Genomic DNA, 15,325 nt, shown 5'->3' with positions numbered 1-15,325 from the left:
GAATACATCACTGTCATAACCAATAAGGAAATAACATGAAATTTGTTAAATTATCTGCTCTGCTGATTTGTGCCCTGTCCGCACCTATGGCTTCTTTTGCCGCAGTCGAAACCGCTGCGGTGGGTAGCACAACAGGCACTGCCGCGGGCTCGTCTGCTGCCGCAGCGGGCATGGCGACCGGTACAGCCGTTGCCGTAGGTGCCGGCGTCGTGGGTGCCGTCGCTATCGCGGCCGTTGCAGCAAGCGACAGCAGCAACGGTAGCGGCAACACGGGAACCACCACGTCTACGCGTTAATTACAATACCTTCATGGGGCTCCTCTGAGCCCCATTTTTCCTGTTTCTCTGTAAAGTCTATTATGTACAAAAAATTCTGTCTGGCCGGTACGGTAATACTTATCAGCGCGTGCAGCCAGCATCGCCCAGGGATCCTCTCCCAGACGATTATCCAGTCTCTTTCCTCCCAGGATGCCTTCATCGACCGTGCTAAGGTCGACCAGGTGCCGTATGCCTCGATGGCACTCACCGTTGCCGATGGTCCGCAGGCGTTTATCGTGCTCGCCTGGAATGAGAACAACACCCAAAAGTGGCTGACCGCGGATGCAAAAATGATCGCCACGCGCAATGGACGCCTCATAAAAACCCTCGGCTTCAGCGCTAATCTGTTGAGCCTGGAGAGCAACGCGCCCGATCCGCTCGCGGCTCCGCTCACCGTTCAGGAAGGCCTGCGATGGCATGCGCAGGCACGGTGGCAGGAGAATGGATTCTTTGCAGCCAACATAACGTCGCGATTCTCATGGGCGGGCTCGCAGGACTTTACCGTAACGGGCGTGACGCGTCGCTACCGCGTGCTGGAAGAAGTCATGACGGCTGATACCGACGGGACGACCTGGAAACAGCGTTACTGGGTCGACCCAGAATCCGGCCGCATCGTGCACAGCAAGCAAATTCTGCATCCTCATGGCCAGACGTGGTCCCTTACCCTGCTTAAACCGTATTCCTGATGAAAATAAACCTTATCCTTGCCGCCACGCTTCTGGCTGCGGCTCCGCTGGGCTACGGCCAGGGGAAAATCGCGCTCATTTGCCAGCCAGCCTGCGCCGCGGCTGAAGTCACCGCCGATAGCCTGAGCGAGCTGGTAACCCATCCAGCACTCCCCAAAAACATCGACTGGAAGAGCGCACGCCTTTCCACACCGGCAAACGATGCTGAGCAGCAGTTTCGTCAGCAGCAGATTCTGAAGGCACTCACTTCAGCAGCGCAGGAATTACAGGACCAGGGCGATACGCGCCAGGCCCAGCGTGTCGCACGGTTAAGCCAGCGTCTCCAGGGGCTGAATATCATTGGCGGCTTTGCGTTGCAGCTGGATCCTGACTGGGTGCGCCTGAAACCTGAGCACTCAGTCAGACTCCAGGGTAGCTATCGGTTGTACCTCCGCACGTTCCCGGCGCAAAACCTGACAATATGGAACGGCAGCCTCGAGAACACGCCGTGGATTGCCGGCCAGCAAACAACCACCCTGACGGCAGCAGATCGGCGGCAGCCCGGTATCGACCCGGATCATGTCGTGGTCATCGCGCCGGACGGTACTGTCACAACGGTACCAACCGGCTACTGGAATCGCCGGTACCATGAACCGCAGCCCGGAGGCCAAATCTGGCTGAACCTGCAGCTCGACGCATTATCACCGCACTATCAGACACTGAACCAACGTATCGTTCAGTTGCTGAGCCAACGGACTGACAAACCATGAAATTCACCCCTCTTAGCTACAGCATCGCGCTGTTATTTAGCGGCATCAGCACGGTTGCCAGCGCAGATATCGGCACACCACGGTATCTTCCCTATGTCTCCCCTTCCCAGTCCGACTTTGGCGGTGTGGGATTGCTGCAAACCCCGACCGCGCGAATGGCCCCGTCAGGGGAATTCAGCCTGAATTATCGGGATAATGACCAGTATCGGTTCTGGGCCCTGTCACTGCAGCTCATGCCGTGGCTGGAAACCACGATTCGTTATACTGATGTTCGCACCAGACAGTACGGTGATAAAAATTTTAGCGGCGATCAAACGTACAAAGACAAAGCCATCGACCTCAAAGCCCGGCTGTGGCAGGAGACGCGCTGGACGCCCGATATTTCGCTGGGGTTTCGGGATATTGGTGGCACAGGACTCTTTGATAGTGAATATCTGGTTGCCAGCAAAGCCGCCGGCCCCTTCGATTTCACGGTGGGTGCAGGCTGGGGCTACCTCGCCAACAGCGGCAACATCGCTAACCCATTTTGCCGGGCAAGCAACCGTTTTTGCCAGCGTAGCGAAAGCTACAGTGGCCGCGGCGGCTCGGTTGATGCCGATCGCTTTTTCCACGGCCCGACAGCGATGTTCGGCGGCGTGGAGTACCAGACGCCCTGGCAACCTCTGCGCATCAAAGCTGAATATGATTCCAACGACTATCGTAACGATCGGGCCGGTCGGCTAAAGCAAGACTCACCGGTGAACGTCGGGGTGTTGTACCGTTTGAACGACTGGAGTGACCTCTCCGTTGGCTACGAGCGTGGAAATACCTTAACCTTCGGTATCACGCTCAACACCAATTTCGAAACGCTGCGCAGTCAGGCATATATCCCCCCCAAACCGGCCTACCGTCCTTCGGAACAACCGGCAAACTTTGCCCCTCATACCGCCGCTACCCAGTTAACGGCCCTGCGCGATAATGCCGGTTTTTCTTCTCCGCGCATCGCGCGCGTGGGTGATACCGTGTACGTCACAGGCGAGCAGACCGACTATCGCAATCGCGCTGAAGGCGTGGATCGCGCTAACCGCATCATAATGAACGCCCTGCCGGCGGGCACCCGTGAGATTATCATCACGGAAGAGCGTGATAATATCCCGATGGCATGCTACCACAGCGAAACGTCATCCCTCGCAGATGTTATGCGCGGCATGCCGCCTGGCGTCCCGGAGCCCCAGAATGTGAACAGGGTAGATGAGCCGAAGCAACCTGCATTCGCACAAGCGGGCTATGCCCTGGAAAAATCCCCCTGGCAGTTCAGCTGGTCGCCGGTGCTTAACCAGTCCTTTGGCGGGCCTGAGTCGTTCTATATGTACCAGATTGCCCTGAGCGGCAGCGCCAGCTATCAGATTTCCGATAACTGGAAAGTCGGTGGCGTGGGCTTACTCAATCTTCACAATAACTACGACAAATTCAACTACACCGCCCCTCCTGCTGACAGCCATATCCCGCAGGTCAGAACCCATATTCGTTCTTACGTCAGCACCAGCGATATCTATCTGAACAATTTACAGCTGACGCATACCAGTGCACTGGGCAACGGCTGGTACATGCAAAACTACGGCGGCTATCTTGAAATGATGTTTGCTGGCGTCGGCAGCGAAGTGCTCTATCGCCCCCTGAAAAAGCAGTGGGCCGTCGGAGCCGACATCAACCGGGTGAAACAGCGGGACTGGAACGATCCGATGAAAATGGCGGATTACAGCGTCACGACCGGACAGGTGACCGGGTACTGGCAGCCATGGTTTGCCGATGAGTTTTTGTTGAAGGCGAGCGTTGGGCGTTATCTCGCTGGCGACAAAGGCGGAACGCTGGATATTTCGCGGCGCTTCGCCAGCGGCATAACGGTCGGAGCCTATGCCACCCTCACCAACGTCTCGTCTCATGACTATGGTGAAGGCAGCTTTACCAAAGGCTTCTATATTTCTGTTCCCCTGGACTTGATGAGTACACGCCCTACCAACACCCGCGCGAAACTCAACTGGGAACCGCTGACCCGAGATGGCGGACAGCCTTTGCAAAAACGTTATTCTCTGTATGACCTCACCGGGGCCAGAGGCCTGGATTAATCCTTACCGTCTTCCCACCATAAATATCCTCCGGCACAGCCGGAGGTTTTTCAGATATGCCAGTAAGGCTTTGTTATCAGACGCGTCCTGGCTGCCACGCATAATCAATATGGCTGGCCTGCTCGCGCGACAACGCGTCATCGCCCTGCAATCGCGCCACCAGGGTAAAGGCGAAATCAAATACTTTACCCAGCCCACGGCCGCTCAGCAGATTGCCGTCTTCCACCACGTCGGCATCGACGTAGATGCCATCGCTGACGGTTTTCCACAGATCGCCGGAGCAGACATAACGACGTCCCTTCAGCAGTCCATTGCCGCCCAGCACGCGGGCAGCGGCGGAGCAAATCGGGCAGATATATTTGCCCGCTTCATCGTGGCGGCGGACGAAAGCAATGACCTCCGCGCTTTTTGCCAGGCTAACGCTGCCTTGCGGGCCGCCCGGTAACACCACGGCGTCAAAGGTCCGATCAAAGCTGGCCTTCAGGGTGCTGTCCGCAACCATTGAGATGGCGTGATAGCTCACCACTTCGCGACGCTCGCCGCAGGCAATCGTCTGCACCGTAATATTCAGGCGGCGCAGGATATCGATAGTGACGATCGCTTCCCCCTCTTCAAAACCGGGGGCTAATAGCACGGCTACGCTTTTCATTTTGCTCTCCATTGCTTCAGGGTTACCAGTACGGGTGCCAAATCTGTCGGAGCCGCGCCAGCAGCTCAAGATAGAAATAGTCCCCCCAGCTACAGCACTGATCGACCCCCTTACCGCTGCCCATATGATAAACCGAGTGCTGCAGCAGCCCTTCGGTCGGATCGTCGTCATGAGCAAGGTAGTTATCGGTCAGCGACAGCGCGATACGCAGCGCCATCTCTTCATAATATGCACGGTTTGCGTCGAGCGTCGGCAGCGCCTTAACCAGCTCCAGCAGGCCACAGGCGGCAATCGCCGCCGCTGAACTGTCGCGCACGGCGTCGGTACCGAGCAGCGCCAGATCCCAGTGGCAAACATCATCTTCCGGCAGACGGTTGAGGAAGTAATGCGCCAGGCTGCGCGACAGCTCAACCATCTGCTTATCGCCGGTGTGCTGATAGCTGAGCAGGAAGCCGTAAATGCCCCATGCCTGGCCGCGCGACCAGCACGAGGTATCGCTGTAGCCCTGATGGGTGTTGCCAAAGCGCGGCTCGCCCGTCTGCACGTCCATATAGTAGGTGTGATAAGTCGAGGCATCTTCACGCACGATATAATTCGCTGCCTGTCCTGCGTGCGCCGTCGCCGCCTGCGCATAGCGCGGATCCCCGGTCTGTTCGCTGGCCCAGTACAGCAGCGGCAGGTTCATATTGCAGTCGATGATCATTCTTCCCTGCTGCTCCGGGTCGTTTAAATCACCCCACGCCTGAATAATGTTGGCCGTCGGATTAAAGCGCTCCATCAGGCGATCGGCAGCCAGCAGCGCCGACTGACGAGCGGCTTCGTTGCCGGTGAGCCGCCAGGCGCTTATGCAGGAGAGCGAATAGAGGAACCCGAGATCGTGCGTGGCGGTGTCGATGCGCTGCTCAATACGCCGGGCGAACGACTGTAAATAGCGCTCTGCGGCTTCGCGATAGTGCGCTTTGCCGGTCATCTCCCACGCCAGCCACAGCTGGCCAGGCCAAAAGCTGGTGGTCCACTCCACGTTATCGGTGCGCGGCCAGACCCCCTTCTCACAGGCCTCTCCGGGGAACTTATCGCCGAAGGCGACAATATTTTTGTCGAGCTTGCGCGTGACGCGGGTTAACGCCGCTTCCAGCTTCTGGCTCAGTGCCAGGCGATCGACCTGATGCAGTTCGATTGGCCGCAGCGCTTCGGTGATAACAGATTTGGTCATAACAACTCCTGAATTAATGTTTGGCCGGTTCAACCGGGGCGGTATCTAAAGCCGGAGCAAAGGATCGTGAGTCATCGCGCGTCGACTGACAGCGCGACAGCGTAAAGGCGGAAATCAGCGTAAATACCAGGGCGCAGCAGCCCATCAGCAGATAGGTATGCTCAAAGCCAATCCTGTCGTACAGATAGCCGGCAGGTGGAGCGACCACAATCGAACCCACGTAAATCATCGCCTGGTAGCCCAGCAGGTACATCGTGGCGTTAACCCGACGATGGAAATGTTCCGCGATGTATTTGAAGACCGAGATGAGCAGCAGCGCGATCTCGACGCCATAAAACGGTTTGATGATGGAGATAACAATCGGGTCGCTGGTCAGCCCGGAGGCGATCAGCCGCGCTCCGACCACACAGCCGCAGAACAGCAGGCCGCGCTTGGCGCCGTAGCGGTTCACCAGCCACGGGATAAACATCATCATCACGAACTCCATCCCCGACTGGACAGTGCTCAGGTAGCCGTACCAGGCATTACCCTGCTCTTTGGTGGCGAAGAACGACACGAAGTAGCGCGGGAACTGCTGTTCAGCGATAAACATCATCCACGCCACCCCGGCGACGTAGAGGCTGAACATCCAGAACTTGCGGTTTTTCAGCAGCATCAGCACATCGGCGAAGACGATCTTATTTGCGGAAATAACGCTGTTATTGCGCAGCTGCTCATCGCCGATTTTGAGGCTAATCAGCACCAGCAGCATCAGTACCGAGGTCCCGCTGCTGAGCAGAAAATTGGCCAGCGGGGTGACGTTAAACAACAGCCCGGAGACCGACGCCGCCATCGCCCAGCCCAATGACCCCCACATTCTGATGCGGCCAAACTCCAGCCCGTACAGGCGGCTAAAGCGGTCGGCATAAGATTCAGACGCCGCCACGCCAGCGTACCAGCCCAGGCTCAGATACAGCGCGCCGATGATAATCCCCGCCATCGCATGGCTTTGCAGCAGCGGCTGGTACACCAGCGCGAAGAACGGCGCCATCAGCGCGGAAATGGCGCAGACAAAATAGAGCAGCCATTTGCTCATACCTATTTTGTCCATGATGTAGCCGTACACTGGTTTCAGAACCACCGCGAAGACACCGTTGATGGCGAACACGCTGCCGATGGTGACGCTATCGAGGCCCACTTTCTGGCTCAGCCACAGGGCGTACAGGCCAAAGCTGGATGACCACGTGAAGAAGTAAAGGAAAATAAAGGTACTCATTTTGTACTGCGCGGCGCGTACGGACGATGATGTGCTCATAGCGATGCCTCCGGAGCCAGAACGAGCGTCGTTTCTTGTCGTGCCGTCACGAAGCGTACCGCGTCATCGCTAATGAAGGCCTGCGGGCAATGTTGCGGTTCGAAGTCGGCGGCATTTCCCGCCCACACCGCGCTGATTAACATATGCGTGCCGGGGTCAAGCTCGCCGCGCAGCACCGGCACCGCCGCGCGCTCGGCGAACAGCAGATTACTGTTTGGCGGCGTCACCACCGTCTCGCCGCGGCGAGCGTGCGGATGTAGACAGAAAATGGTTGAGACATCCCGGGCACTGCGTAACCAGCAGGCACCGTCACTCTCGTGTACCTGCGGCTGCGGGCGGTTCGCCAGGCTAAAGCCACCCTCCGCGCAGTCCAGCGCGCGCCGGGTATTGATGCGATGGACGCGTAGCTGCCAGTCGCCCAGCGCCAGCAGCCAGCTCTCAATCTCCACGTCGCGCCACGGCAGCCAACGGCTGTAAATGGTGCCGTCAGCGGTAACCACGTGCTGGCATTCGCGGCGGCCACGCCAGTAGTTATCCTTTTCGGCCAGCAGCAGCATCGAATCGGGCGAGGCATGGTTCAGGCCGTAGCGCCCGCGTTCGATGGTGAAGCCAAAGCGGGTGGAATAGGCAAATTTGCAGTATTTCGCTTCGGTATTCACGAAGTTGTTCAGCTCCAGCTGGCCGGAGGTCAGCATCCACAGGTGATCGGCCTGATGCACTACCACCTGATCCGCGTGGGCTATCGTGTGCCGGGCGGGCAACGGCGGCAGCGGCAACTCGGCCGCCTGCCAGAAAGCATCTCCCTCATCTAATGCCAGCACCAGCAGGGTCTTCAGGCCCCAGTACGGTGAACCCGGCGCGTTGTAGTCTTCCGCCATCGCCAGATTCGGGTAGCTGTAACCGACGCTGAGTACGCCGTCGCGGTCGAATATCGGCTGCTTGAGCCACCAGCGCAGATGACGCAGAACGATGCCCTTCATCACGCCGGGCGAAAAGACCTCCAGCCCGGCGAAGGCCGCCGCACTCCAGAACGCCGCCTCGGCAAAGCGGTAGGTCAGGCTACGGCCAAACGGGATCGCCGCGCCGTCTTCGGCAAAGAAATGGATGAAGTCAGAGGAGAAACGCGCGGCCCGGTGACGCAGCGTTGCACAACGCTGTGGATCGACCCCGGCCATGAGCTTCGCGTAAATCAGGCCATAGAAGTGGAAGCCCATCGAGATGTAATAGTCGCGCGGTCGGCCCGGACCATCAGAGTACCAGCCATCGCCGAGGTAGTAGTGCTCCATGGCAGCAAAATGATCTTCCAGCGCCTGCGGGTTGGTCGGCATGCCGCAATAATGGAAGCCGACCTGCACCAGAATCGGGAAGAAGTGCCAGTTGTTATCGGGGATTTCCTGGGTCTCGCACTGCTTTAGCCAGCGCCATAAATTCTCTTTCTCCGTCTCAGTGAAGTGTGCCAGTACGGTTTCACCCGCCAGCGCCAGCAGCAGCCCGTAGGCCGCCATCTCGACGATTCGCTGATCGTAAGGCCCGACGTCTCCCCAGTAATCGGCATGCTGCGGATCGGTGCCGTTTTTTATCGCCTGTAAATAGAAAGAGAAGTGCTGCGGCTCGCTGCCGCCAGCCAACAGCGGCGTCACGCCCCACAGCAGGCGGGAAAACGTTTCCATGCTCGCCACCTGCTGGCCGTAGTGAGCGGTAAAGTTCGCTAAATCAATGCGGCTGGCGTCTTTTTTAAACCAGGGCGACACCGCATTCAGCATGTCGTTAACCAGCCGTAACACCTCTTCCCGGCTTGTCAGTGGATTATCCAGATGAATATTTTCAGGTTGCACAGGGTCCTCCCGCATTACACGAGGGTAGAGATAAGTTATTGTTATTAGGCTTTTTAAAGCCACGAGCGCGACGTCTGAATGAAGAGTAACTGCTTTTATTCCCGGCGCTGAGTGAGCAGACTCACAAAATTAAACCGCCATTTCATTTTTGCTGGATTTTGTCGAACGCGAGGGGGATAAATTACAAATGATGGCCTAAAAATTTAAATCTGTTGTCCTGGAGGTAATATGGGTGAAACGCAGCTGCTGGAACGGATTACGCTCGATCGGCAGGCCATTTCTTTTAACCGCATGTCCACCACCAGCGCAATTTACTACCACTGGCATCAATGCGTTGAATTGCTCTATATCTCCAGCGGCTACGGCATCGTGGTGGTGGATAATCAGCACTACACCGCCCGTCCGGGGCGATTATTTATCTTCCCGCCCTTCCGTTTGCACAAAGTGCAGGTCGATCATAGCGATAAGAATCCCTATCACCGCACCACCATGCACATTGAGCAATCGGTGGTCGAAAGTGCGCTCGGCGCCTTCCCACGCCATCAGGCCCGGTTCGCCGCGCTGGCCGCCAGCAATCTGCCTGCGCAAATCTACGATCTCAGCGAGCACGCGGCGTTTATCGAAAGGATCCTTGAACAGTTTCAGCGCCTGGAGGGCAGCGAGCAGACCGAGGCCTGCGAGGTGGCCTTTCTGATGATGCAGCTCATGACGTTTCTGCCCGAGCAGCCGCAGCCCTACCCGCCGCGCCAGCAGACCGTCGCCTCGCGGATTATGAGCTGGGTCGAAGCCCACTATGCCAGCAAGTTTTCACTCGACCAGCTAGCCCACGACCTGGGGCTTTCGCGCAGCTATACCTCACGCATTTTTCGCCAGCAGACCGGCGGTAGCATCCACGAATATTTGCTGACCCGGCGGATAAAAAGCAGCTGCGAGCTGTTGCGGTACAGCGATGAGCCAATTGACGCTATTGCGCTGGCAGTCGGGTTTAGCGAGGTGACCTATTTCATTACCTGCTTTAAAAAGATGATGCGTCAGACGCCGCTGCAGTATCGACGTCGTATCCGCTGCACCAGAATGCCCTGTTAAGGGGGTGTTGACCACTGGCCCAAAGCTGGACGCTTTCCGGCGTCCAGCCTGGCTGGGGTTTTTGCCTTTCCGTCATGCCGGAACGGGCAACTCAATGCCGCTTTGCGCCAGTTGCCCCATCTCGCAGTACATTGCGCAGGCCGCGCTGACGATAGACATTGCCAGCGCGGCACCGCTCCCTTCGCCAAGACGCATGTCAAGATGGATAAACGGCGCCAGCCCAAGGTGCTCCAGCGCGCGCCTGGCCCCCTTTTCGGCGGAAAAATGAGAGGGAATACAGTAGTTCTTCACTTCTGGCGCAATCTGACAGGCGGCGATGGCGGCGGCATACGAGAGAAAACCGTCTAACACCACGGGCAGTCCGCATGCGCCAGCGCCCAATATCACCCCGGTCATGCCCACCAGGTCATAGCCGCCGACTTTGGCCAGCACATCAACCGCATCGCGCGCATCCGGTTGGTTTATGCGTATCGCCTGCCGGACGATGGTTTCCTTATGCTGCACCCGGTCCTGCGGCAAATTGGCTCCAATCCCCACCACATCATGCGGATCGCTGTCGGTCAGCACGCTGATGATTGCCGAGGCCGGCGTCGTATTGGCAATACCCAGCTCGCCTACGCCAAAGACGGAGATCCCCTCCTGCGCGCGTTTTTTAACGAGGCTGGCACTCGCCAGCAGCAGGTCCTCGGCATCCTGACGGCTCATCGCCGGACCCTGAGCGATATTCCCGCAGCCACGCGAGAGTTTAAGGCTGAGCATATTGTCGATAGGCTCGCCGTCAATACCGATGTCAACGGGCAGTACCGACGTCTGGCTATTGCGGGCCAGCACGCACACTCCGGTCAACCCCTTTTGCATATTGACGGCCTGAAGCCAGGTCACCACTTTCGGCGTTACGGCCACGCCTTCATCAAACACGCCATGGTCGGCGCACATGACGATAATCTCTTTTTGCAGATTATCGAGCCTGTCGATGCCCCACATTCCCGAAAGCTGTATTGCCAGACTTTCCAGCCGACCCAGGCTGTTTGTCGGCTTTATTAAGCCATCAACATGCCTTGAGGCCGCCTGAATCTTCTGTTTATCAAGCGGTCTGATGGCCGCCGCCAGCGCCTTCACTGTCCCCATCCTCATCACCCTCACTCTTCTGTTTGCCAAACGCTTCTGCCATTAAATACCCGTAACACCCAATGCCCGCCCCGATTTTCAACGACCGTGTAGGCATCGTGACTGAACGGGAAATGCCACATCGCCGCCACGGGCATCCCTAACCAGGTTGCCAGCAGCAGGCTCAGCACGCCCTGATGCGCCACAATGAGCATGTCTTCGCGCTGCTGCAGCTGACTCATCTCATCCGCCGCCGCCCTGACGCGCGCGGCGAAATGCGGGAAGGCCTCGCCACCGTCTGGCGTTGCGTTTTGCCAGTCATCCATCCAGCGCTGCCACGACGCGGGACTTTCTTTTTCGATGTCGCTGAAGTGACGCATCTCCCATTCGCCAAAATCCAGCTCGTTAAGCCGCGCATCGACGTGGACATCATGGGCTGTCGGCACGATAAGCCGCGCCGTTTGCTGCGAACGCTGCAGCGCGCTGACGCGCGCGTGCTCGAACGCGACCCCGGACAGGTACCCGGCAACACGCTGGCTTTGGGCAATGCCCTGCGGCGAGAGCGCCAGATCGGTACTCCCGTAAAATACGCCGCTGATGTTAGCGGCTGTTTGACCGTGACGAACCAGAAAAAGACGCATACATCAGACCCACAGTAGCGACAGCAGGAAGACCATTTCGCCGATCTCCTCCATCGCGCCCAGGGTATCCCCCGTCAGCCCGTTCAGTCGGCGGCTTAAAAATGTCTTTACCGCGTTGACGACAATCCAGGTGATGACGCTGGCGATAAGCCCGTGCGCCCCGGCCAATAGCCCCACGAGCGCCACGCCGATGCAGAGGGTGATGACCGTCTCTTTGCCGCTGATATGGCCGAGATAGGCGTTTGCCATTCCAGCCCCTTCGCGCGCATAGCGCTGCCGGTACATGGCCAACACCATTGCCGTTCGCCCGACGATCGGCGCGCAGACCAGCAGCGCAAACAGGGTATTAACCGGAAGGTGGGCCAGGGAAATTACCGCAGCGACTTTGATAAGAATGCAGAATACGATGGCCAGACCGCCGTAGGTTCCCAACCGGCTATCGCGCATAATCTCCAGCATCCGTTCGCGGGTGCGGGCAGAAAAGACGCCATCGCAGGTGTCCGCCAGACCGTCCAGATGAAACCCGCCGGTCAGCAGCACCAGCGCCAGAACCCAGGCGACCGCGCCGATATAGATCCCACCGCCGGTCTGGCTCACCGCCAGATAGCCCAGGGCAGCCAGCACGCCAACGATCAGGCCCACTACCGGGAACCAGGGGACGCCACGGCCATACTGCGAAAATTCAACGCCGTCGCTCCACTTTTGCGGCACCGGAATGCGGGTAATGAATCCTAGCGTCGCCCACAACGTTTTTAACGGCATTTAATCTTTACTCCAATTCCCGAGACAACCAGCCACACTTCCTGCGCCGCCTGCGCCAGCCTTTGGTTCGCGCGCCCGGCAATATCGACAAAATGACGCGCCAGCCGATTCTCTGGCGTGATGCTCATCCCCAGCTCATTGGTCACAATATAAACCGGCGCCGCCGACTGCTGGCAGGCCGCAATCAGGTCGTCCACCTGCTGTTGCAGCACCGCCTCAAGCGCGGAAAAATCGAGGGTCTCCGGCGACGCGCCGCCGCTGGCGTCATAGAGCAGGTTTGACAGCAGGGTGGTGACGCATTCCAGAACCACACCTTCGCCCGGCTGCACCTGGTGGCGAATCACGTCGCCCAGATCGCGATACCCTTCCCAGGTTCGCCAGTGCGCAGGACGCTGGGCGCGGTGCTTGTCAACGCGCAGCACCATCTCTTCATCGGTAATCACCGACGTCGCGATATACAGCACGCGCTCGCACTGCTGCGCCGCCAGCTGTTCGACGTGCGCACTTTTCCCGCTGCGCGCGCCTCCGGTGACCAAAATCATGCGCCTTCCTCCTGATGCTCCCGCATTATTTGATAGATCTTTTTAATATCAATATGTTCTCTCATCGCGCTCGCCAGGATATCCAACTGTTGCGCTTTCCAGGCGGCGTAATCTACCGCAACGTCTAAGGGCGCCAGTCCTTTGCGCTGGCGCAAGCCGTCCACCATCGCGCGCGTGAAGGCATCGTTATCGAATAACCCGTGGAGATAGGTCCCTATCACCTGCCCGTCAGCGCTGATGGCACCGTCCGCGATGCGCTCGCCCTCTTTTTCCAGAAACAGCGCCGGGCTACCGTCGGATGTCAGTTGGGTCTCTCCCATATGGATCTCGTAGCCCTGTACCTTAATGCCCGCTGCCGACTTAAGCCACGCCGGGAGCGCCGACGCCATCTGCGCCGAGACCTGCGTCGTGGTTTTTCGCTGCGCGAAGCGGGTCACGGTATGGAGCAGACCCAGCCCCGGCTGGGTTCCCAGCCCCGACTCCACCTCATCAATGATGGTGTCGCCAAGCATCTGGTAGCCGCCGCAAATGCCCATGACGGGCACGTTCTGCTGGTGGGACTGGAGCACCGCGTGCGCCATGCCGCTTTCCCGCAGCCAGGCCAGATCGCCAAGCGTATTTTTACTGCCCGGGAGAATCACGAGATCGGCCCCCGCCAGCTCCTGGGGATAACGGACATAGCGCACGCGAACATCGGGCTGCGCCGCCAGGGCGTTAAAATCGGTGAAGTTGGAGATATGCGGTACCTGCACCACGGCAATGTCGATATCGCGCTGGGCCGTTCGCAGGTATTTTCCCTTTTGCAGCGCCACGCCGTCTTCATCTTCCAGATCCACATCCAGCCATGGCATCACGCCCAGCACCGGCACGCCGGTCAGGTTTTCTATCTGCTCAATACCCGAGTAAAGCAGCGCAACATCGCCACGAAATTTATTGATGATGACCCCTTTCACCCGCGCCCGCTCGCGATCGTGCAAAAGCGCCAGCGTGCCGTAGATGGCGGCAAACACGCCGCCTCTGTCAATGTCCGCCACGAGGATCACCGGGCACTGCGCCATTTCGGCCATCCCCATGTTGACGATATCGCGATCGCGCAGGTTAATCTCCGCCGGGCTGCCCGCGCCTTCCAGCACCACCACGTCATACTCTCCGGCCAGGCTGTTATAGACGTCTCGGATCTGCTCCCGCAGGCGCGGTTTGTACTCGTGGTAGCTGACCGCGTCCATATCGGTTGCCACCTGCCCCATCAGCACCACCTGCGCTTTACGATCGCTGGTCGGTTTTAACAGCACCGGATTCATCCGTACGTCCGGCGTTATCCCCGCCGCCTGAGCCTGAAAAATCTGCGCGCGGCCCATCTCTTTTCCCTCCGGCGTAATACCGGAGTTGAGCGCCATATTCTGCGACTTAAACGGTGCGGTACGTAGGCCATCCTGATAAAAAATCCGGCACAGCCCCGCCACCAGGACGCTTTTACCCACGTCAGAAGCGGTGCCCTGCAACATAATTGCCTGCGTCATGAGGCCTCCTTCATTACGTTTTTTTGTCGCATACGGCTGAAAAATTCATCTTCGGTTTTACATAACGGCAGGCCAAGCTGCGCGTGCAGCTTGACGAGCCAGGGCTGCGTTAATCCGGCCCGTTCAATCAGTTCGCCGCGGGCAAAGACCTCACCCGGCGCGCCGTGCGCCAGCACTTCTCCCTGACGCAGCACGTAGACGGCATCGCTCACTTCGTATATCAGGTCAATATCATGACTGGAGATCACCACGTGGTTCCCCTGCGCCACAATGCGCCTGATGATCTCGATCATCTGCGTGCGTCCTGAAGGATCAAGCCCGGCCGTGGGCTCGTCCAGCAGAAGATAGCGGGCGCCCAGCACCAGCGCCCCGGCAATGGCGACGCGCTTCTTTTGCCCGTGGCTCAGGCACTGGATCGGCTGCTGGCGAAAACGCTGCGCGTCAACCAGCGTCAGCGCATCGTCGACGCGCCGTGCAATCTCCGGTTCCGCCACGCCCAGATTGCGCAGGCTGAAGGCGATGTCGCTATCAATATCGGTATAAAAGATCTGCTGATCGGGATCCTGAAACACCGTTGCCACCTGCTGGCGGAGCGCCAGCAGTCCGCGCTTGCTGTAGCCCAGCGGCTTCCCCTGCCACAGCACCGCACCCTGCTGCGGCTTCAGCAGGCCGCTCAGGTTCATAAATAACGTCGACTTTCCGCAGCCGTTAGCTCCGACCAGCCCGGTGACCGGATGGGTCGAAAAATCCAGCGTCAGCCCTTTGAGCACCTGCGCCTCCTGATAGCGAAACCAGAGATCGGCGGTGGTAAGCATGGTG

Annotated in this window: 15 protein-coding genes; 5 read left to right on the top strand and 10 right to left on the bottom strand. The window is 58.5% G+C overall.

Annotation, left to right across the window (positions count from 1 at the left end; translation table 11 throughout):
* The first annotated feature begins 35 nt into the window (after positions 1–35).
* From yjbE to AC4IC4_RS07830, 4 genes are all read left to right on the top strand, one after another.
* Positions 36–296: an exopolysaccharide production protein YjbE gene (gene yjbE, locus AC4IC4_RS07845; protein WP_491472496.1), complete on the top strand. Its 261-nt coding sequence runs from the start codon at positions 36–38 to the stop codon at positions 294–296.
* A gap of 62 nt (positions 297–358) precedes the next feature.
* Positions 359–1,003 carry a YjbF family lipoprotein gene (locus AC4IC4_RS07840; RefSeq protein WP_491472495.1) on the top strand — a complete coding sequence of 215 codons (645 nt, stop codon included), beginning with the start codon at positions 359–361 and terminating at the stop codon, positions 1,001–1,003.
* Positions 1,003–1,752, top strand: coding sequence for a capsule biosynthesis GfcC D2 domain-containing protein (locus AC4IC4_RS07835; protein WP_491472494.1), 750 nt, complete (start codon positions 1,003–1,005; stop codon positions 1,750–1,752). The genes AC4IC4_RS07840 and AC4IC4_RS07835 overlap by 1 nt, the downstream gene beginning before the upstream one ends.
* Positions 1,749–3,857, top strand: coding sequence for a YjbH domain-containing protein (locus tag AC4IC4_RS07830; RefSeq protein ID WP_491472493.1), 2,109 nt, complete (start codon positions 1,749–1,751; stop codon positions 3,855–3,857). Before AC4IC4_RS07835 ends, AC4IC4_RS07830 begins: the two co-directional genes overlap by 4 nt.
* A gap of 76 nt (positions 3,858–3,933) precedes the next feature.
* On the opposite strand, the gene AC4IC4_RS07825 is transcribed toward AC4IC4_RS07830, so the two are convergent.
* Genes AC4IC4_RS07825 through AC4IC4_RS07810 form a run of 4 tightly spaced genes read right to left on the bottom strand, consistent with a single transcriptional unit; the run spans position 3,934 to position 8,848 of the window.
* Positions 3,934–4,506 (bottom strand): DJ-1/PfpI family protein, encoded by a 573-nt coding sequence (locus AC4IC4_RS07825; protein WP_491472492.1) that lies wholly within the window; start codon positions 4,504–4,506, stop codon positions 3,934–3,936.
* A gap of 22 nt (positions 4,507–4,528) precedes the next feature.
* Positions 4,529–5,719 carry a glycoside hydrolase family 88 protein gene (locus AC4IC4_RS07820; RefSeq protein ID WP_491472491.1) on the bottom strand — a complete coding sequence of 397 codons (1,191 nt, stop codon included), beginning with the start codon at positions 5,717–5,719 and terminating at the stop codon, positions 4,529–4,531.
* Positions 5,720–5,732: 13 nt separating this feature from the next.
* Positions 5,733–7,013, bottom strand: coding sequence for an oligosaccharide MFS transporter (locus AC4IC4_RS07815; RefSeq protein WP_024908236.1), 1,281 nt, complete (start codon positions 7,011–7,013; stop codon positions 5,733–5,735).
* A complete protein-coding gene (locus AC4IC4_RS07810) occupies positions 7,010–8,848 on the bottom strand; it encodes a DUF2264 domain-containing protein (RefSeq protein ID WP_491472490.1) in 1,839 nt (612 codons plus the stop codon). The genes AC4IC4_RS07815 and AC4IC4_RS07810 overlap by 4 nt, the downstream gene beginning before the upstream one ends.
* Positions 8,849–9,076: 228 nt before the next feature.
* Between AC4IC4_RS07810 and AC4IC4_RS07805 the strand changes: the two genes are divergently transcribed.
* On the top strand, positions 9,077–9,934 hold the full coding sequence (locus AC4IC4_RS07805) for a helix-turn-helix domain-containing protein (RefSeq protein ID WP_491472489.1): 858 nt from the start codon (positions 9,077–9,079) through the stop codon (positions 9,932–9,934).
* A 72-nt stretch (positions 9,935–10,006) separates the two neighbouring features.
* Here AC4IC4_RS07805 and cobT read toward each other — a convergent pair whose 3' ends face one another.
* Genes cobT through AC4IC4_RS07775 form a run of 6 tightly spaced genes read right to left on the bottom strand, consistent with a single transcriptional unit; the run spans position 10,007 to position 15,321 of the window.
* A complete protein-coding gene (gene cobT, locus AC4IC4_RS07800) occupies positions 10,007–11,062 on the bottom strand; it encodes a nicotinate-nucleotide--dimethylbenzimidazole phosphoribosyltransferase (RefSeq protein WP_491472488.1) in 1,056 nt (351 codons plus the stop codon).
* A gap of 11 nt (positions 11,063–11,073) precedes the next feature.
* Positions 11,074–11,682, bottom strand: a complete 609-nt coding sequence (locus AC4IC4_RS07795) for an adenosylcobalamin/alpha-ribazole phosphatase (protein WP_491472487.1) — start codon at positions 11,680–11,682, stop codon at positions 11,074–11,076.
* A gap of 3 nt (positions 11,683–11,685) precedes the next feature.
* On the bottom strand, positions 11,686–12,444 hold the full coding sequence (cobS, locus tag AC4IC4_RS07790; RefSeq protein WP_491472486.1) for an adenosylcobinamide-GDP ribazoletransferase: 759 nt from the start codon (positions 12,442–12,444) through the stop codon (positions 11,686–11,688).
* Positions 12,435–12,986 (bottom strand): bifunctional adenosylcobinamide kinase/adenosylcobinamide-phosphate guanylyltransferase, encoded by a 552-nt coding sequence (cobU, locus tag AC4IC4_RS07785; RefSeq protein ID WP_491472485.1) that lies wholly within the window; start codon positions 12,984–12,986, stop codon positions 12,435–12,437. Before cobU ends, cobS begins: the two co-directional genes overlap by 10 nt.
* The gene (locus AC4IC4_RS07780) at positions 12,983–14,506 is read right to left on the bottom strand and encodes a cobyric acid synthase (RefSeq protein WP_491472484.1); all 1,524 of its coding nucleotides are present in this window, start codon (positions 14,504–14,506) and stop codon (positions 12,983–12,985) included. The genes cobU and AC4IC4_RS07780 overlap by 4 nt, the downstream gene beginning before the upstream one ends.
* Complete coding sequence (locus AC4IC4_RS07775) at positions 14,503–15,321, bottom strand: energy-coupling factor ABC transporter ATP-binding protein (protein WP_491472483.1); 819 nt, start codon at positions 15,319–15,321, stop codon at positions 14,503–14,505. The genes AC4IC4_RS07780 and AC4IC4_RS07775 overlap by 4 nt, the downstream gene beginning before the upstream one ends.
* Positions 15,322–15,325 lie beyond the last annotated feature (4 nt).

The organism is Enterobacter sp. Taxon_2 (assembly GCF_058355295.1).
Note: the sequence above shows the minus strand (reverse complement) of the source record. Positions and strands in the feature narration are given on the sequence as shown.